A 19,223-nucleotide genomic window follows, 5' to 3' on the forward strand; every position below is an offset into this window, starting at 1 on the left:
GCGGAATCCCTCTCCCGTGCACTGTGCCGCGATGTCCGAGGTCGGCAATCTCTCCGATTTCAAGCATGATCCAAGCAGAATTTAGCCCCGACCCTTTCAGGGCTGCGGGCTGATTCTTTCAAATTTGCAGGCTAGGTCTCTCCGGATGCTACAGCGATTCAAACAGAATGAAACACCAATTTGAACTGGGAAAACAGTAAAATCTTTTCCTTGAAATAAGCGATTTCGGATGCTAGGATTCCCTTCATGACCATCGTTCTTGGAGGACATACGGCACTTGAGATAATGCGGGCGGCATCCCCTCTTGTCCTGCACGCCCTGTCGCATGGGCGCAAGCCTGCAAGTGCGGCAGCCTATCCTGAAGCTCGTCTCGAAGCGCACCGCGGCGATGGAGGCCGTTGCGCTTCGATGGGGAGCGCGGACCCCCGATTCGTCGCAGGCTGCTGCCGCGGCGCACTAACAGGAAGTCGGGGCAACGGTAGTGTGGACCCTCGTTTCGCTGCAGACTGCCGCCCGATAACCGCAATCGGTTCTGCGAGGGCCTCGTTCGCCGAGCCGTCCTTCTTGCCCGAGCTGGCGGTCCGTCCTCGAGCCGGCGACAACGACAGGGTGCGAGCCATGTTTCCATTTCTGTCCGAGGGGCCGCTTGAGGTGGTTGTCTCCAAGGCATCGCTGCGAAGCAACTCCCAGCTGTTCGCATGCAGCGTGGAGCCGGCCTCCTTGCTAGGCTGGACTGTGCTTAAGATAGCGGACGGCGTGTACATCTGCCATCCGGCCCTGGTGCTTGTTCAGCTTGCCCGCACTCACAAGGTAGAGCATGTTGCGTCTGTCGGTTCCGAGCTTTGCGGGGCGTACCGAAAGGCATCGTTCGCTGCGGGCGGGTTTGTTTGCTCGCGACCGCTTGCCTCCCGTCAGCTCCTGCTGGATTGCATCGGAGGGCTAGAGGGGGTGAAGGGTCTGCCAGGTGCCAGATCGGCTATTCGTTGCACCTTCGACGGTGCTCGCTCGCCAATGGAGTCCGACCTCGCCGTGCTTTTCGGCGCGCCCACCTTGCGGGGAGGTTACGACCTGGGGCCGTTCGAGATGAACGGGTTGGTAGAGGTTCCGCGAGGCAAGATGCTCCTGTGCGCAAAGTCCTACTACCTGTGCGACTTTCTTTGGCGTCACGAGCGCGTGGTCGTGGAATACGATAGCGACCTGTGCCATACGGGATCAGGGCGAATAGCCGACGACGCTGCCAGACGCAATGCGCTTTCCGCTCTGGGCTTCAACGTACTTACCCTTACCAAGCGTCAGCTGCTCAACCGGTTCGAGTTCGCCCGCTTCATGGCTACCTTGGAGACGGCGCTCGGCAGGCGGCGTTCGCGCTGTTCTAGCGAGGTGCTTCGAAGAAAGGCCGAGCTGTGGTTTTCGCTGGTGGGGCATTTCGGGGCTGCGGAGGAGCTGGCCGAGGGCGCCTGACGGAGTGCTTTGGGACCGAGCTTCAGGAACAGCAGTGCATGGGGGCGGGGTTGTGCGGCGATTCGTGCAGAACCCCGCCCCCGTGCACTGCCGCAATGGGAGGGTGCGCCTGGCGGGGGATTGTGCCTGGCGGGGGAGGGTGCGCCTGGCGGGGGGCTGCGCCTGGCGTAGGGCTGTGTCTGGGAGGGTGCGCCGCCGCAACGGGAGCTGTGTCTGGGGTGCGGCTTGTGTATGGCGGCGATGGGGGAAGGGAAGGGGCGGCAGAGTGCGGGAGGCTGCAACTCTTAAGCTGGGTTGTGTGCCCCGTGGATTTTGCGGTGGCATCTGGGGGAAGGTTGCACCCTGTGATAAACTGCATAGCTACTTACTATCGAGAATCAAGGGGTACACCAGCATGTCGTTCCTTGACGTTTTCTCTGGGTTGACGGGCCAGATGTCGGCAGATATGGCCATTGACCTGGGAACCGCTAATACGTTGGTAGCCATTCCCGGCGAGGGCATTGTTGTGAACGAGCCTTCCGTCGTTGCCATCGAGAAGAACACTCATCGTGTGCTGGCCGTGGGCCACGAAGCGAAGAACATGATCAACCACACGCCCGAGGCCTTCTCGGCCGAGCACCCCCTGCACGACGGCGTGGTGGCTGATTACGACGTGACCGAGGCCATGATCTCGGCCTTCATCAACAAGGCCGCGCCCCGCAAGTACCCTTGGCAGGCCAAGCCGCGCATCGTCATCTGCATCCCCTGCGGCGCCACCTCGGTAGAGAAGCGCGCCGTGTTCGAGGCGGCGGTGCAGGCGGGCGCGCGCCAGGCGTACCTGATCGAGGAGCCCATGGCCGCGGCTATGGGTGCCGATCTGCCCGTCACCGAGCCCACGGGATCCATGGTGGTGGACATCGGCGGCGGCACCACGGAAGTGGCCGTCATCTCCCTAGGCGGCATCGTCACCTCGTCCTCGCTGCGTCTGGCCGGCAACAAGATGGACGAGGCCATCGCCATGCACCTGCGCGACCTGCTGGGCATCAAGATCGGCGAGCGCACGGCTGAGATCATCAAGATCAAGATTGGCTCCATCCTGCCCTTCGAGGACGGCCGCGAACGCGACATGATCATCTCGGGACAGGACGTCATCACCGAGCAGCCCAAAGAGGTCACCATCCAGTCCGAGGACGTGCGGGCGGCGCTTGTGGCCCCCTGCGAGGAGATGGTGCTGCACATCAAGGAGACGTTCAAGAAGACCAACCCCGACCTGGCCAGCGACATTATTCAGAACGGCATTCTGCTCACAGGCGGCGGCGGCCTGCTCTCGGGTCTCGACCGCTACCTCACCGAGAAACTGGAGATTCCCGTGTGGACCAGCGAGACAGCTCTCACCAACGTGGTCATGGGTTGTCTGAAGGTGCTCGAGACGCCAACCGCCTTGAAGCAGACGCTGATGCGATCGAAGTAAGGTTTACGCACTAGTCCTATGGCTCTTAACTTTCAACAACGGGGCAGGTCGGGGGCAAGCTCTGGCCTGCTCGCCCTATTTCTGGCGGTATCGCTTATCCTGGTGGTCGTCTATACCCGCGAAGGGGACGAGGGCCCGCTTCATCGCGCTCAGGCGACCATGAGCGGCCTGCTTGCCCCGGTGCAGATGGCGGGCGCTCCCGTGGGGGCTGCCACGGCGCAGATGCAGGACGTGGTGGTGGACGCCACGGTGGACGAGGAGAGCCTGTCGGCGCTGCGCGAGCAGAATCGCCAGCTTATAGCCCAGTACGCCCAGGGCGAGGAGGATCGCCTGGAAGCGGAGCGGCTGCGGGGGCTTTTGGGGCTGAAGGACGCCTACGAGATGGAGGGCGTGGCGGCCCGCATCATCGGTCGTTCCACCCAGGCGTGGAGCCAGACGGTGACCGTCGACGCCGGCAGTGCCGAAGGCGTGGACGCCGGGCAGACGGTCATGGGCGCCACGGGCGTGGTGGGGCAGGTCATCGACGTGGCCGACCACAGTGCCACGGTGCGCCTGCTCACCGATCCCAACAGCGGTGCGGCGGCCATGGTGCAGTCCAGCCGCGCGGAGGGCATCGTCCGCGGCTCCTTGGAGGGGCTGCTGTACCTGGAGGACGTGGCGGCGGACAAGCAGGTGAGCCTGGGGGACGTGGTCATCACGTCTGGTCTGGGCGGAAGCTACGTGAAGGGCCTCATCATCGGCACCGTTGCCAAGATAGACATGCGCCAGGGCGATTCGCTGCGCCGCATCGTGGTGGCGGCCAACGATGCGCCCGAGCTTCTGGAAGAGGTGTTCGTGGTGTTCACCGTGGGTGCCGAGGATGCTGCGGCTGTTTCGGCCTCCACCCATCGGGAGCGCGTCCGCCAGCAGCAGGCGGCGGCCCAAGGCGACGGCCAGGGCTCGTCGGATGACGCTGCGGCGTCGGGCGAGGGCTCGGGAGGCGGCTCCGGAGACGACGCCGACGACGGCGCGGAATCGGGTGGCGGAGACCAGGGCGGAAGCGCCGGGGACGCCGCCGGCGACCAATCGGGAGATACGGGCGCGGGTTCCCAGGGCGCCGAGGACGGGCAATCGGGAGATGAGGGTGTGAGCGCGGGCGAAGGCGGTGATCGGTGATGGAGCGGTCTATCGGGCGGATAGCCATAGGCGCCGTGGTGGCGTTTCTGCTGCAGATCGTCGCGGCGCCCAACATTGCCGTTGCCGGTGCGCAGCCGAACTTCGCCTTGGCTTACGTGCTGGTGGTAGCTATAGTCAGGCCCGACGAGGCCGGCAACGTCATGCCGTTTTTCCTGGGGCTTGCCTGCGACCTTATGGGCACCGGTCCTGTGGGCGCTGAGGCGTTCCTGTTCACTCTGGCGTCGTTCGGTGCCTCCCGGGCGTTCATGGTGCTGGACAACGACACGCTGTTCATGCCCCTTGCCATCTTCTCGGCGGCGACCCTGCTGGTGGAGCTGAGCTATGGCTGCCTGCTCATGCTGCTGGGTCTGCAGGCGTCCTTCGCCGACGCCTTCATGTACCGGGTGCTGCCGTGTTCCCTGTTCACCATCGTGGTGGGGCTTGTCCTGTATCCCATCCTGATGAGGCTGCTGCGGGTTGGCCAGATGACGCGCGGGGCCGGCATTCCCGTCATCAGGTAGGCGCGCTATGGTAACCGCCCTTATAGCAGCAGCGATTGCGCTTGTGGCCGTGGCGGCCGTTGCCGTGGCCGTGGTCGTCCTGCGCCGCCGCAGCAAGTCCGGCGACGTCAGCGTCAAGCGTCACATCGCCTCCATCGATTCGGTGGGCGTGCATTCCACCCTATCCGATTCGGCGAAAGCCGCCGCCAGCGCACCCATGAACCGCGAGCCCTCCGTTTCGGGGTCGAGCCCCGCCGCGCAGACGGGCGCTCCCCTGGCCCCGCGATTTGCGGCCATGGGAGTGCTTACCGCCGGCATATTCGGCGCCCTGGCGACCAAGCTGTGGTCCATGCAGGTGATGGATTCGGAGTCCTACGTGGCCCAGGCCGACCGCAACAAGTTCGCCACCATGTACACGCCGGCCCCTCGCGGCCGCATCCTGGATGCCGGCGGCATCGCCTTGGTGGACAACCGCGTGGCGCTCACCATCCTGGCGGAGGGCGACGTGGCCGACAACGCCGAAGTGGTGGGGCGGCTCTCAGCCGTGCTGGGCCTGCCGCGGGGCATCGTGCGGGCGCGCATCCAGGACACCAGCTCCGGCGCTCAGAGCCAGCGCGTGGTGGCCTCGGACGTGTCCATGCGCACCGCAGCCTTCATCGCCGAGCACTCCGACGCTTTCCCGGGCGTCACCAGCCAGGCACGCTTCGTGCGCCAGTACCCCTATGGCGCCCTGGCGGCCCACGTGCTGGGCTATACCGGGTCGGTTATCCAAGAGGATCTTGACAACGTTGCGGCCGGTCGCGAGATCAAGTCGGGCGACGAGGTGGGCCGCTCGGGCGTGGAGGGCACCTACGACAACTTCCTGGCCGGTTCCCACGGCGAGCGCAAGGTCATCGCCGACGCCCATGGCAACGTGGTGGAGGTGGTGAGCGAGGTCCAGTCCACCAAGGGCTCCGACATCCAGCTGACCATCCAGGCCCCGCTGCAGTACGTGTGCGATACGGCCCTGGCGAAGCTGGTGGCGCCCAACGGCGTTATCGGCACCGGCGTGGGCACGGCGGCCGCAGCGGTGGTGATGGACCCCCGTGACGGCTCCATTCTGGCCATGAGCAGCTATCCCACCTATACGCCCATGTCGTTCATCGGCGGCATATCCAACGACCAGTTCGAGACCTATCAGTCCGAAGAGTCGCACTATCCGCTGATGAACCGCGTCATCGCCGGCGGCTATCCCGCAGCGTCCACCTACAAGGCGTTCACCAGCCTGGCGGCGCTGGCCTACGGGTTCGCCGACGCGGAGCGCGAATGGGACTGCGAAGGCGCGTGGGACGGCTGGGACACCGGCCAGCCCCAGCACTGCTGGAACCTCAACGGGCACGGGCCGCTGAACCTGCGCGAGGGCATCGTGAACTCCTGCGACGTGGTGTTCTACGAGATCGCGAAGAACTTCTACGACGCAAGCGCCTTGGGCGGCAATGCGAATGCCCAGGTGGCCGATGATGCGCTGCAGGAGTACATCAAGCGCTACCGCTTCGGCGACCTGACCGGCATCGACTTGGGCGGCGAGATAGCCGGCCGCGTGCCGACGCCCCAGTGGAAGGCGGAGTACTGGGCCGACTTCCCCGAAGCGGCTTCGTGGCGCGGCGGCGACTCCACCAACATGGTCATTGGCCAGGGCGACGTGCTGGCAACCCCCATCCAGATGGTTGTGGCCTACGGCGCCATCGCCACGGGCAACCTCATGCGGCCGCACGTGCTGGGCAAGGTGATGAACGACCGCGGCCAGGAAACGGTGGACTTCCAGCCGGAAGTGGTGGCCGTTCCCGATGTGCCGGCGGACAACCTGGTCTTCGTGCGCGATGCGCTCAATGGCGTGGCCGAGGAGAACTCCAGCGTGAGGAAGGTGCTGGAGGAGAAGGGCCTCGACCCGTCCATCGTGGCCTGCAAGACCGGTACCGGCGAGGTGGCCGGCAAGGAGGACTTCGCCTGGTTCGCTGGCTACGCTCCCTTGGACGACCCCCGGTTCGTGGTGGCCGTTCTGGTGGAAGAGGGCGGCGGCGGCTCGGAGTCGGCAACCCCTCTGGGCGCCGAGATCTTGAAGGCTGCCTTCGATTACGAGGCCGGCGAGCTGACCGCGTTCGGTCGCGTGGCGGGGTCGACGGGCGAATCCGTGGAATACCACGGTAGCGGCGCCACGGGCAGGACGGACTAGGGCCATGAGCAACCTTCCCCAGATACATTCGGTGGTGCGGGCCGCCGAGCCGAAGCAGGCCCGGCAGCAGCGTACCGGCATCCGCCGGTGGGTGAACCTGCCGTTTCTGCTGGTTATCCTATGCCTGGTCGGCTACGGGCTGGTGATCGTGTACTCGGCGGTGTCCGTGGACGAGGACTACAGCTTCACCCGCCAGTTGCAAGGCGTGGCGGCCGGGCTGGTGGCCATGGCGGTGGTGTGGCGCCTGGACTACCGGCATCTGTCCGGCCTGACCATGCTGTTCCTGGTCATCAACGTGGTGCTTATCCTGTCGCCCCACATACCAGGCCTCGGCACCGACGCCGGCATGGGGGCGAAGTCGTGGATCCGGATAGGCATGCAGGTGCAGCCGGGCGAGTTCGCCAAGATCACGGTGGTGCTGTTGGATGCGTCGGTGATGGCCCGCTACGGCGGCAGGCTCGACGACCCGAAGGAGTACTGCAAGGCGCTGGGGATCATGCTGGTGCCGTTTCTGTGCATCATGACCCAGCCCGACCTGGGCACCGGCCTGGTGTATCTGTTCATAGGGGCCACGGCCATGGTGGTGGGGGGCGCCCGTCCGAAGTTTATGCTCATCACCTTGGCGGCGGCCATCGTCGCCTTCGGGGCGCTCATGGCCCTGGACGAGGCCATCCTGTCCCAAACCGGCGAGTACAAGATCCTGAAGGAGTACCAGCGCAAGCGCCTGTTCGTGTTCATGAACCAGGACGGGGCGAACCTCTCCGAAGAGGGCTACAACCTCAAGCAGGCCCAGATCGCCATCGGCTCGGGCGGCCTGTTCGGCAAGGGGCTGTTCCAAGGATCGCAGCATGCGCTTGGGCTGCTGCCCGAGGCGCCTACGGACTTCATCTTCTGCGTTCTTGCGGAGGAGCTGGGCTTTTTCGGCGTAATGGTACTGTTGCTTTTGTACGTGGCGCTCATTTTGCTATGCTTTCGGATAGCCGCATCGGCCGGCGACATGTTCGGTATGGTCATCGTCATGTCGGTGGTGGGCATGTGGCTGTTCCAGATTCTGGAAAGCATAGGCATGGACTGCGGGCTGATGCCCATCACGGGCATTCCGCTGCCCTTCGTCAGCTACGGCTCGTCGTTCATGGTGGTTAATTTCGTCATGCTGGGGCTCATCGGCTCGGTGTGGTCCCACAGCATGGCGACGAAGCGCTCCTAGGAAAGAAGGTCGGTCATGCAGCTGCCCATTGACGTGAAAGCGGTGTTGGACGAGTCGACCAATATCGATGCCGCCCGCCAGGTGCGCCTTTCGCTGACGGTGTACGTCGACCGGTCGGCGCCGGCCTTGCTGGCCGACTGCGTGACTGCCGCCTTTGCGCGCGAGTCCGAAAACGCCCAGGTGTCGGTGCAGTGGGTAGACGACGACAGCTTCTTTGCGGTTCGCACCGACGACATGGCCTGCCTGGTGGCAGGGTTTTCCAGCCGCATAGGCGAGTACGCGGCCAGCCTGCGCGAGGCGGGCGTGCCCTGCATGGTGGCGACGAACATGCCGACGCTGGTGGGCCAGATCGCCGAGGCGTCGGGGTACCCCGTCCCTCGCGGCGACGTGGTTGCCCCCGACGCGCCGGTGGACTTCGTGAGCGCCGCCCAAGATGCCGTGGAGGGAGCGCTGGGCCGGAAGGGCGCCGCGGAGGCCGAGAGCGCGCCGGCCAAGGAACCTGTAGCCGTTGCCGCCATGGCCGACGCCGTGGCCGAGGCCACTGCCGAGGAGCTGTCCGGCTCGAAGTCCGTGACGGTGGAGCACGAGGAGGAGCCCTACGAGATGACCGACGAGGTATGCCGGTCGCTCAAGCTGCGCATGGGACAGTGGATCATCGCCGCCTGCCGCGAGGTGCGCCTGGCCTTCGCCATGGCGTTTCCCTTCGTGCGTCGGCCGCTGGCGCTCGATGCGGTTCGCTCCACGGCCATCCAGAACGCCGGCGTGGGCGTGTTCGTGTTCATCCCCGGCGCCGACATGCCGGTGATGACGCTCAACCAGGCCAAGATGCTGCTCATGATCGCAGCTGCCTACGGTGAAGAACCGGGGCTTGCCCGCGCCAAGGAGCTGGCGGCTGTGGTGGGCGGCGCCTTTGCCTGTCGTACCATCGCGCGGCAGCTGGTGGGCGTGGTGCCCGGGCTCGGCTGGGCCGTGAAGGGCGCTATTGGCTACGTGGGCACCGAGGCTATGGGCCGCGCCGCCATCGAGTACTACGAGAACGGCGCCTCCTTGGGCAAGCTGGAGGATATGGCCGCTATGGCGGGCGAGAAGGCGACGAAGGCTGCCGAGTCGGCCCTGTCGTTTGCGAAGCGCGGCGCCAAGCGTGCGGGCAAGTCGGCCCCTGCCGGCGTGCAGGCCCAGGCGTTCAGCGTGTTCGACACCGTGCGCTCCCATTCCCAGGACATAGCCGACGGGGTTGCCGGCGTGGCTGCCGGCGTGGGCGCGGTGGCCGGTGGCGCTGCGGCCGTGGCGGGCGGCGTTGCCCATGCGGCCGAAAGCCTGCGCTCGGTGGCGGCGAACCGCTTCGGCAGCGGCACGAAGGGCTCTGTGAAGGCCGACTCCAAGGGCCAGGCCCGATGAGGGAGCATCTGACGAACCTGTGGCCGCAGGTGGCGCCTTTGGTGGCAGCTGCCGATAGGCCTTCCCGCTACATAGACCACGAGTTCGGCGCCGTGCGCAAGCCTGATGCCGATTTCCGCTTCTGCATGGTGTACCCCGACACCTACGAGCTGGGGCAGCCGAACCAGGCTCTGCGCATCCTGGTGAACGCCGTGAACGCCCGGCCGCACCTGGCTGCCGAGCGCGGCTTCATCCCGGCGCCTGACATGTGCGATGCGCTGCGGCGGGAGGGCCTGCCCATCTTCTCAATGGAGAGCTGCGCGCCGTTTGGCGAGTTCGACGTCATCGGGTTCACGCTGGCCCACGAGCTGGTGGCCACCAACGTGCTGGAGGCGCTGGATTTGGCAGGCATCCCGCTGCGCGCCGCCGATCGCGCCGAGGATGACCCTATCATCGTCGCCGGCGGCCCCTGTGCCTACAATCCCGAACCGTTTCACCTGTTCATCGATGCGTTCAGCATTGGGGAGGGGGAGGAGGCAGTACCGGATGCCTTGGAGCTTATCCGCCAGCTTCGGCTGCAGGGGGCTTCCCGGGCCGACATCCTGCGGGCCTTGGCCGCCCAGGACGGCTGGTACGTGCCCTCGCTCTACCGCCTGCGCGACGAAGCGGCCGCCCAGCGGGCGGGCAGCTGGCTTGAGCCCGCGCAGCCCGGAGTGCCCGATACGGTGGTCAAGCGCATCTACGAGGGCTTCGCGACGTCTCCGGGATGGGAGCCGTGCGTGGTGCCCTACGCCGAAGTGGTGCACGACCGCCTGAGCGTGGAGGTGCTGCGCGGCTGCGCCCGGGGGTGCCGCTTCTGCCAGGCGGGCATGATGTATAGGCCCGTGCGCGAGCGAAGCGTACGCAACATCGTGGAGTCGGTGAAAGCGGGCCTTGCCCACACCGGGTACGACGAGGTGAGCCTCACATCGCTGTCGTCTACGGACCATTCCCGGATAGCCCAGGTGCTCGAGCAGCTGAACTGTGCGTTTGCCGGTACGGGCACGCGTATCTCGCTGCCGTCCCAGCGGCTCGATTCCTTCGGCGTGGACATGGCGGGCTTGGTGGCGGGCCAGAAGAAGGGCGGGCTTACCTTCGCTCCCGAAGCGGGCACCCAGAGACTGCGCAACGTCATCAACAAGAACGTGACCGAGGACGACCTGTTTGCGGCCATAGATGCCGCCTTCGCCGCCGGTTGGCGCCGCTGCAAGCTGTACTTCATGATCGGGCTGCCCACGGAGACCGACGAGGACGTGAGGGGAATTGCGAGCTTGGCCCAACGCGCCTATGACCGGGCGAAGAAGGCAGTGCCGCCCGAGCAGCGGGGCAACATCCGCATGAGCGTGTCGGCGGCGCTGTTCGTGCCCAAGGCCCAAACGCCGTTCCAATGGGACGGTCAGATTCCGCCCGAGGAAGCTCGCCGGCGGGCGCATCTTCTGCGCGACTCGGTGAAGTACAAGGCGGTGGACGTGCATTGGCACGACCCGGCTACCAGCTTCGTGGAGGCGGTGATGAGCCGCGGTGGTCGCTTGGCGGCCGAATGGGTTGAGGCAGCGTGGAAGCGCGGCGCCCGGTTCGACGCATGGACCGAGTACTTCAACGAGCAGGCATGGCGCGATGCGGCCGACGAGGTGGGGCTCGACGTGGAAGCGGTGGCCCAGACGTCATACGAGCCCGGCTATGTGATGCCGTGGGCCCATATCTCCACAGGGGCGTCGGCTCGCTGGCTTGCGAAAGAGCGCTACCGCGCGGCCGAAGAGATCACCACGCCCGATTGCACGTTTGGCGCGTGTTCGGCCTGCGGGGCATGTCCCGGCTTGGAGTCCGGCAACGTTTTGGCCGCGTTGCGCGTGGCTGCCGGCTCGAACGCGGTGGGCGATGGCGTTTCCGCGGGGCCCCCCGAGGCCTGCGACGGCGCCGCGTCGAACGCTCGGCCGTCGCGACGCAACCCCTACATCTCCCTGTTGGCCATCGAGGACGATTGCGCCCAGGAGAACGCGGTGCCCGAGCCGCACGGCTTCGGCGAAGGAGGTGGCCCGCAATGACCGATCCGGCGAACTTCCGCCTGCGCGTCACCTTCTGCAAGCAGGGGCGCCTGTGCATGCTCTCGCATCTGGAGATCGCTCGCGCCCTGGAGCGCGCCGTGCGCCGCGCAGGGCTGCCCTACGCTATCAGCCAGGGGTTCTCGCCGCATATGAAGATTGCCTTCGGCGCGGCGCTGCCGGTGGGGGTGGGCGGCACCTGCGAGCTGTTCGACCTGCAGCTGACGCGCTACGTGGCACCGCAGAAGGCCCTTGCGGCCCTGCAGGCAGCCAGTGTGGCGGATCTCATGCCCAGCGCTGCGCGCTACATCGAGCACACCGCGCCCGCAGCCTCGGTGGCCTTCCCGAAGAGCACCTACCTGGCGCGCCTGAGCGCGCTGCCCGAAGGGGGCGTGGTGGTCCCCGAAACCGTCACCGTGGTGCGCAAGAAGAAGGAGAAGACCCTGGCAGTGGGGGAGTACCTGCTGGGCGAGCTGGAGCTGGCCTTGGCGGCGGACGGCGACGCCGGCGACGCGAGCGTCGTGGCGCAGCTGCGCTTCAAGCTGGAGTCGAAGCCCACCGGCAGCCTGCGCCCTGACGTGCTGCTGGCAAACTGCACCGACGGCGCCGGCGACCCCCTGCGAGCAGTCACCATCACCCGCGTGGCCCAGGAGGCCTAGAGGCCGACATACGGCTGCTCTAGAGGAGTCGCATGCCGGCGGCTGCGCGGGTTAACGGCGATAGGCGTGGCAGGCGGGCCCTGACGGCATCTTCGGCACCTGCGGGCTATTCCCGATGCTCGCCTTTGGGCGGGAAGGCGTCGAACATGGCGAAGAGCTCTTCGCGGCCGTGGATGCCCAGCTTGCGGTACACATGGCGGATGTGGGATTTCGCGGTGCCGTTGGCTATCACCAGCTTACGGGCCACATCGCTTGCCGATCCGCTGTGCAGCAGCACCTCCAGTACCTCCGTTTCGCGCTCTCCCAGGCTGTGGGCCGAGGCGATACGGCTTAACTGCCTTTGCCGGGATGCTGCGGCGTCGCTGTCGAGGTCGTCGCCATCGGCGTCGAAGAGGCTGCTGGTGGAGAAGGCCCCGCTGGGCATGGAGGGCGGCGACGAGCTGCATGTGCTCACCGTGAGCGACAGCGTGTGCAACTCAGCCCTGTGGAAGGTGTACCGCAACAAGGTGCTCTCCATGTCCGACAGCATCGACGTATGGTACAACTCCCCGGCGTCGAGCCTGCTCCAGGATCCGGTCAGCAAGGCCGTCATCGGCGTCGAGGTCGACCGCAACGGTGACGTGGTCAACGTTCGCGCCAAGAACGGCGTGGTCATGACCATGGGCGGTTTCGAGAACAACCCGCAGATGGTGGATGACTTCCTGGGCCTGACCAAGTCCAGCCCCGCCGGCACGCTGTTCAACACCGGCGACTGGGTCAACCCCAAGCGCCCGCGCCGCACCTACATGGTGCACGACCAGGCTCAGGTCGATGCCATCGCCGGCTACCACGGTATCCCCGAGGAGTTCCAGGACCAGGTGGTGTCTGCCGACACCCTGGCCGGCCTGGAGCAGGCGCTGGGTATGCCCGAAGGCAAGCTGCAGCAGACCGTGGCCGACTTCAACCGCATGGCCGAGGAGGGCTACGGCCCCGCCTTCTACCGCGCGGCCGACACCATGAAGCCCTTCGGCGACGGCCCCTTCTGTGCCATCGAGATGATCCAGGCGTTCCTGAACACCCAGGGCGGCCCGCGCCGCAGCGCCCGCGCCGAGGTCATGGGCACCGACGGCGATCCGATCCCCACCCTGTACAGCGCCGGCGAGTTCGGCGGCATGACCCCCTACCAGTACAACGGCGGCGACAACATGGCCGAGTGCCTGATCTTCGGCCAGCTGGCCGGCGTGAACGCCGCGGCCGAAAAGGACCCGCTGCCGGTGCTGCCCTTGGGCGTGGAGTCGAATCTGGTGTACACCCCCGGTAGCGGCAGCCACATGGTCGACCCCGACCCGAAGCAGACCGTGACCCTGGGCGAGAACGAGTACCTGGGCACCTCCACCCTGTGCATGGGCAACGAGCTGGCACTCAAGGTGAAGATCGAGGGCGGCAAGATCACCGCTATCGACGTGGTGCAGCAGCAGGAGACCGCTGGCGTGGGCAGCAAGGCCATCGACGCGCTGCCGGCCAAGATCATCGAGGCCCAGTCCACCGACGCCATCGCCGGCGCCACGGTGACCAGCGGCGCTATCAAGGACGCCGTCCAGAAGGTGCTCGACCAGGTGAAGTAGCCTGACGGCAAACAGACGGGCGAGCAGACGCTACAGAGCCCTCCCGGAGAAAGCGAGGTCCCCCGGGCCTCGCTTTTTTGGGCGGATATAGGCCAAAGTATGCCTTGGCGAAGGACCTTATGCACGCGCATAGCCTGCAGGAGGCGGCAGGGTGGATAGCGGCCTTTCGTAGGCGGCGCACTAAGTACGAGGCGTTTTTTGAAGGGGGAGGGCGACGACGGAAAGCGCTACAAGCGCGAAAGGCTCGGAAGGGCTGGAAAGGCCCTCGTTGCACTCTGCGACGCAGGCACGCTGCTCACGTGCTTGGACGAGGGGCTGACCCAGGAAGGCCCCGCGCCCTCCATGCCCAACAAGATCGAGAACCCCAACGGACGGATCGGGCGCGCGCTCTCCCACCATCGCGGGATGAACGTCGACCACGGAATCGAAGCCGTGCTTTGGTTTTGCTGTATGGCATCAGAGGCGCCTTTACCCTTCGCGCGGATGCTCAGGGGGTTTCCTAGCGATAAGTGCATCAGACGATGGGAGGAGGAGGCGGCAAAACAGCAGGGCGGCGAAACCGGAGAACCCGCCCGTTGGGGTGAAGGTGTCGCGTGGTCTGAGCTCCGCCAATCGACGCCATACCCCTACCGGATCGACCAGACCCCATTGCGCACTTTTTGGCCTATATGCCCAAACAGATTTGCTATCATGTGCAGGTTCCTGGCAGTTGCATAATTCATGGGGGGATGAAGGTTTGGCCAAGACAAGCGCCGCGCTGGCGACTTCTACCTCCCCAGCTGCAAACAATCAATTCTCGCATGTTGCCTTCAAGTCTTTCGACTGGAGCTACTTAGGTTTTGGACTTTGTCGCCTTTGGATCGTTCAATGGAAAGTGCTGCCTTTGGTAGCCTTCGCTTTCAAAGGAATTGGGGGCGACTTTCTATTCTTTCTTCCTGCCGCTCTTGCTTGCTTCTTCGCTGCAACGCTCATTCCAGCTGGTAACCATCCAAGAGCCCGAACATTGCTTTTCATCAGCTCGGTTGTTGCAACCTTTGCAGGAATAGCGCTATTCACGCTTGGTTCGATTACGAATGCTTCTATCACGCTTCCGCTGGGTCTTGTCTTCATGGGCATAGGCGCTGCGCTACTGCAAACACTTTGGGGCGACAAATATGCAAGTATCGATTCGAAGCATGCTGACCTCTATACGGTATGCTCCATGCTTGTGGCCTCGTTGCTTCAAACATGCATGACCATCATCGATTCCACTTCGGCGGCTATGGTTTTGTTCTTCTTGGTGCCGCTGGGCTCGTACATTTTGTTGCTACGGGGATTTTCTGCAGGGCGGTGGCAAACCGAAGTCAACGAGAGTAGCGAAAGCGACATCGATCATGAACCAATCTCAGAACCCGCAAAATCGGTTCATGATTCGGTTAACTCGACCTCCAATCAACTCGGCCTCGGACGCCTTTGCTTGTCCATCGCTGCCTTCGTGTTCGTCTACAATCTCGCTTCGTCCCTATTGTTCGGTGTTAGTCGAGTCGATACCGAAGAATTCACTTTTGATGGCGTCATCCGAACGGTTGCCAGCGTTTTCGTGCTTGTTTTGCTTCTGGCTCTGTTCCTAAAACGCGGCAATATCAAACTTCTAACCTTATACCGGGCAGCTTTTCTCATGCTTATCGGGGCCTTGGTGGTTTGGCTTGTGGATCCTCTGGCCACTCGCTTCGTCGCCATAGTTGCAGCCATGGGATACAAGCTTTTCGATGTACTGTTCTGGTGCCTACTGGTTCGCCGCGCTCACGAACATCGAAGCTCAGCCTGGCGCGTTTTGGGTTTCGGCATGGTAGCAAACATGATTGCCATGGGCTTGGCTCTCGGTGCACGTTGGTTCCTCAGTGTCTTGCCCTTCGCTATCGACATCGATTCCACGGTTCTGTGCGCTCTTCTTGTCGTAGTGTTGGCGGCCATAGCTATGCTGTTGCTTCCTGAAAGTCTGGTGCAACGTTTCACTGATCGCGATTCAAAAACTCTCAAGAAGAAAGCCGCGGAGGGCGAGGCAGCATCGCTTGAAGATCGAGTTTCTGAGGTAGCGCAAAGCCATGGCCTTACATCTCGCGAAGAAGAAGTACTCCGGTTCTTAGCCCAAGGGCGCACCCAAGCGGTCATAGCCGAAAAGTTGCACATCAGCGTCGGCACAGCCCATAGTCATATTGTGCACGTCTACCAGAAGACCGGTGTACACTCGCAACAAGAGCTTATCGACTTAGTTGAGAGAGCCTAGTGCGAGAGTGTTCGATTCACAGTCGTTCATGACCGTTTTATCCTGTCTGCGCTGCACTTTCATTATTCAATCCTTCCCTCTATACCTCTAAATCGCACCTATACCTCTCGGGTATATTTCTTCCGTTTTGGCAAAAATCCACCTCTGCGGTTCTTCTGCCCTCCCCCATTCTGGCGTTTTATATGCCGCAGCGGGAAGAAAGGAGGGGAACTATGAGAAACCGCACTATTCAATTGACCATGGCTGCCTGTGTGGTAGCGGGCGTGATCGCCCTTGCAGGCTGTGCGCCTCAGGCTTCACCAAGCGTATCGAGCAACAGCGCCGATACTAATAGCACGGCATCGAGCGCCGAAGCCAACGGTGCAGATGCCATCACGATGAACTGGTCACCGGATTCCGATTGTTCGGTTTGCCATCAAACGGAAGCGGCATCGACTCAAGGCGGAGCGTGCTTGGCTGCAACACACGCTACCAACAACACCCAATGCGTCGACTGCCACACCGATGAGTCAACACTTGCCACAGTACACGCTGACGGAGCGGGCAAAGACCCAGCTACCAAGCTGCGCAAAACGAAAATGACAAGCGAAGACTGTTTGGCTTGCCACGAGCACGACAGCCTGGAAGCTATTGCCGAGCGTACGGCTGATGTGGTTGTCACCGACGATCAGGGTAAAGCGATTAATCCGCATGCTTTGCCGGAAGGTAGGGATCACGAGAGCCTTGCATGTACTGCCTGTCACGTGTCGCATGTGGCAACCGACACACTGACTGAGGCTCGCAGCACATGCATCGGATGTCATCACGCTGGCGTTTTCGAATGCGGAACGTGCCACGAATAAGACATCACTTGAAGTGTGGCGAATGTTCTACGCACTATCACGGTGACGACGTCCCGACTAGGGAGCGGGACGCGTAATCAAGGAGGAGAGATTATGAGGAAGAATAACGAGACCGTCGACGTTTCCCGTCGCTCGTTCCTGAAGGGTGCCGGTGCTGGCGCGGCCCTTCTAGCTGCCGGCGCACTGGCCGGATGCGCTTCAGACACTGACGGTAAGGCCGTCCTAGCCGAGGCGGGTACCACCCCTGAATGGCTGCCAGAATCCTGGGACTACGAAACCGACATCTTGGTAATCGGCTACGGTGGTGCTGGCATGTGGACGGCTGTGACCGCGGCTGACGAGGGCCAGTCCGAGGTCCTGATCCTGGAAAAGGCTCCTGTACGCGGTGGTGGTAACTCTTCTATCAATCTGGGCGAGTTCACTATTCCTGTGGATGCAGAGGGGTGCGCCACCTACATCAAGTCGTTCAGCCGCGGACTTACTCCTGACGTTATGGCAGACGCCTGGGCAGCCGAAGCCGTGCGCAACGGCGAGTATGCCACCCGCTGGGAGCTTCCCTGGCAGCAGAACGAGGGCACCCTTGCCAGCAAGTACACCGAGAGCTGCGAGTATCCGAATCTGCCGGGCTCTGACTCCATGCAGATCGGCGCCATCGAGGGTTATGGCATGAACTTCTGGGATATCATGGACCAGCATCGTCAGGACCTAGGCATCGAAGTGCTGTTCAACGCTTGCAACGAAGAGCTCATCCAGAACCCAGAGACCAAGGAGATTCTGGGCTGCTACGCAGACGTGGATGGCAAGCGCATGGCCATCAAAGCCCGCAAAGCCACGATGATGACCATCGGTGGGTTCGAGTTCAATGAGGACATGAAGAACGAATACCTGCGTGTATACCCGGCCAAGGGCTTCTACGGTTGGCCCTACAACACAGGCGACGGTATTCCCATGGTGCAGCACGTAGGTGCCCAGCTCTGGCACATGAACTGCATGATCGGCGGTGCAAACCCGAACTTCAATGATCCGGAGCACCCCTACGCAATCCAGCTGAGCCCCAAGAACGATGCCTACGTACATGTGGACCGCATTGGACGTCGTTGGCACAACGAGAAGACAGGTGCGAGCCCGCACGTTGGTTGGCACCAGTTCACCAAGTTTGACGACGAGATTTGTGACTATGCAGTTGCTCCGTACTGGGTGGTTATCGACCAGACCGGCTTCGACGCTGGACGGCTGGGCCCCGACCCCACCGCAAAGCTTGCCCGCGGCATGTATGCCCCCAGTCTGCCAAAAGAAGTTGGTCGATACGATGGCTGGAGCGAAGACAACAAGGCCGAGCTGGAGCGTGGCTGGCTGAAGACCGGCAACACCTTTGAAGAACTGGCTGCCGAAATGCAAAAGGTCGACCCTGGCTTCATGGACGCCGAGAAGCTGAAGGAAAGCGTCGAGCACTACAACGAACTCTGCGCTGCTGGCGAAGACCCCGACTTCAACCGCCCCGGTGATAAGATGCTGCCTCTCGAGAATCCGCCCTACTACGCATGGCCGGTGTACCCCGGCGGTTGCTCCACTCTGGGTGGCCCGAAGAAGAACGAGCATGCTCAGGTGCTGGACACCAAGGACCAGGTAATTCCTCGTCTGTACGCTGCTGGCTGCTTCGGCAATTTCGCCGCTCACACCTATGGTATCTCGGGCGGTAACAACGCCGAGAACATGGTATGGGGTCGTATCGGTGCCCGCCATGCCTGCGCCCTTGAGCCGTGGGATATGGACGAGACCACCGAAGCCTAAGGCTGCTATCGCCTAGTTAACCCTTCGCTCGAAAGAGCGGCTACTCTCCAATAGCCCGACCCGGCACCCCTCCGCCGAGTCGGGCTATTTTGTGGGATATAGGCCAAAGTATGCCTTGGCGAAGGACCTTATGACGCGCATAGCCTGCAGGAGGCGGCAGGGTGGATGGCGGCCTTTCGTAGGCGGCGCACTAAGTACGAGGCGTTTTTTTGAAGGGGGAGGGCGACGACGGAAAGCGCTACAAGCGCGAAAGGCTCGGAAGGGCTGGAAAGGCCCTCGTTGCACTCTGCGACGCGGGCACGCTGCTCACGTGCTTGGACGAGGGGCTGACCCGGGAAGGCCCCGCGCCCTCCATGCCCAACAAGATCGAGAGCCCCAACGGACGGATCGGGCGCGTGCCGTCCCACCATCGCGGGATGAACGTCGACCACGGAATCGAAGCCGTGCTTTGGTTTTGCTGTATGGCATCAGAGGCGCCTTTACCCTTCGCGCGGATGCTCAGGGGGTTTCCTAGCGATAAGTGCATCAGGCGATGGGGGGGGGAGGAGGCGGCAAAACAGCAGGGCGGCGAAACCGGAGAACCCGCCCGTTGGGGTGAAGGTGTCGCGTGGTCTGAGC

Annotated in this window: 14 protein-coding genes and 1 pseudogene; 14 read left to right on the forward strand and 1 reads right to left on the reverse strand. The window is 63.5% G+C overall.

From position 1 onward, the window contains the following. Positions 1 to 618: 618 nt before the first annotated feature. The 9 genes from NFR41_RS08165 to NFR41_RS08205 all read left to right on the forward strand — a co-directional run bounded on the left by NFR41_RS08165 (position 619) and on the right by NFR41_RS08205 (position 12,102). Positions 619 to 1,461 carry a DUF559 domain-containing protein gene (locus NFR41_RS08165; protein WP_251231449.1) on the forward strand — a complete coding sequence of 281 codons (843 nt, stop codon included), beginning with the start codon at positions 619 to 621 and terminating at the stop codon, positions 1,459 to 1,461. Positions 1,462 to 1,855: 394 nt separating this feature from the next. Continuing rightward, positions 1,856 to 2,911 carry a rod shape-determining protein gene (locus NFR41_RS08170; protein WP_160212868.1) on the forward strand — a complete coding sequence of 352 codons (1,056 nt, stop codon included), beginning with the start codon at positions 1,856 to 1,858 and terminating at the stop codon, positions 2,909 to 2,911. Positions 2,912 to 2,929: 18 nt separating this feature from the next. Next, on the forward strand, positions 2,930 to 4,066 hold the full coding sequence (mreC, locus tag NFR41_RS08175; protein ID WP_251231450.1) for a rod shape-determining protein MreC: 1,137 nt from the start codon (positions 2,930 to 2,932) through the stop codon (positions 4,064 to 4,066). After that, complete coding sequence (mreD, locus tag NFR41_RS08180) at positions 4,066 to 4,587, forward strand: rod shape-determining protein MreD (protein ID WP_251231451.1); 522 nt, start codon at positions 4,066 to 4,068, stop codon at positions 4,585 to 4,587. The genes mreC and mreD overlap by 1 nt, the downstream gene beginning before the upstream one ends. Before the next feature lie 7 nt (positions 4,588 to 4,594). Then, positions 4,595 to 6,778: a penicillin-binding protein 2 gene (mrdA, locus tag NFR41_RS08185; protein ID WP_251231452.1), complete on the forward strand. Its 2,184-nt coding sequence runs from the start codon at positions 4,595 to 4,597 to the stop codon at positions 6,776 to 6,778. Positions 6,779 to 6,782: 4 nt separating this feature from the next. After that, a complete protein-coding gene (locus NFR41_RS08190) occupies positions 6,783 to 7,985 on the forward strand; it encodes an FtsW/RodA/SpoVE family cell cycle protein (protein WP_251231453.1) in 1,203 nt (400 codons plus the stop codon). Between the two features lie 15 nt (positions 7,986 to 8,000). Continuing rightward, positions 8,001 to 9,383, forward strand: coding sequence for a YcjF family protein (locus tag NFR41_RS08195; protein WP_251231454.1), 1,383 nt, complete (start codon positions 8,001 to 8,003; stop codon positions 9,381 to 9,383). 8 nt (positions 9,384 to 9,391) lie between these two features. Further along, on the forward strand, positions 9,392 to 11,446 hold the full coding sequence (locus tag NFR41_RS08200; protein WP_251231463.1) for a TIGR03960 family B12-binding radical SAM protein: 2,055 nt from the start codon (positions 9,392 to 9,394) through the stop codon (positions 11,444 to 11,446). Further along, positions 11,443 to 12,102, forward strand: coding sequence for a TIGR03936 family radical SAM-associated protein (locus tag NFR41_RS08205; RefSeq protein ID WP_251231455.1), 660 nt, complete (start codon positions 11,443 to 11,445; stop codon positions 12,100 to 12,102). Before NFR41_RS08200 ends, NFR41_RS08205 begins: the two co-directional genes overlap by 4 nt. 106 nt (positions 12,103 to 12,208) lie before the next feature. Here the strand turns inward: NFR41_RS08205 and NFR41_RS08210 are convergent, their stop codons facing one another. Next, positions 12,209 to 12,526: a response regulator transcription factor gene (locus tag NFR41_RS08210; protein ID WP_160212863.1), complete on the reverse strand. Its 318-nt coding sequence runs from the start codon at positions 12,524 to 12,526 to the stop codon at positions 12,209 to 12,211. Between NFR41_RS08210 and NFR41_RS08215 the strand changes: the two genes are divergently transcribed. From NFR41_RS08215 to NFR41_RS08235, 5 genes and pseudogenes are all read left to right on the forward strand, one after another. Then, positions 12,504 to 13,706 carry an FAD-binding protein gene (locus NFR41_RS08215; protein WP_251231456.1) on the forward strand — a complete coding sequence of 401 codons (1,203 nt, stop codon included), beginning with the start codon at positions 12,504 to 12,506 and terminating at the stop codon, positions 13,704 to 13,706. The two genes, NFR41_RS08210 and NFR41_RS08215, sit on opposite strands and share 23 nt — an antisense overlap. A 736-nt stretch (positions 13,707 to 14,442) precedes the next feature. Then, complete coding sequence (locus NFR41_RS08220; RefSeq protein WP_251231457.1) at positions 14,443 to 15,972, forward strand: helix-turn-helix transcriptional regulator; 1,530 nt, start codon at positions 14,443 to 14,445, stop codon at positions 15,970 to 15,972. 212 nt (positions 15,973 to 16,184) lie between these two features. Continuing rightward, complete coding sequence (locus NFR41_RS08225) at positions 16,185 to 16,814, forward strand: cytochrome c3 family protein (protein ID WP_251231458.1); 630 nt, start codon at positions 16,185 to 16,187, stop codon at positions 16,812 to 16,814. Positions 16,815 to 16,907: 93 nt separating this feature from the next. Further along, positions 16,908 to 18,605: an FAD-dependent oxidoreductase gene (locus NFR41_RS08230; protein ID WP_251231459.1), complete on the forward strand. Its 1,698-nt coding sequence runs from the start codon at positions 16,908 to 16,910 to the stop codon at positions 18,603 to 18,605. Positions 18,606 to 18,958: 353 nt separating this feature from the next. After that, positions 18,959 to 19,223, forward strand: a pseudogene (locus NFR41_RS08235) (hypothetical protein); the annotation flags it as partial.

Source organism: Adlercreutzia aquisgranensis (assembly GCF_943193145.1).
In the GTDB taxonomy this organism is placed as follows: Bacteria; Actinomycetota; Coriobacteriia; order Coriobacteriales; family Eggerthellaceae; genus Xiamenia; species Xiamenia aquisgranensis.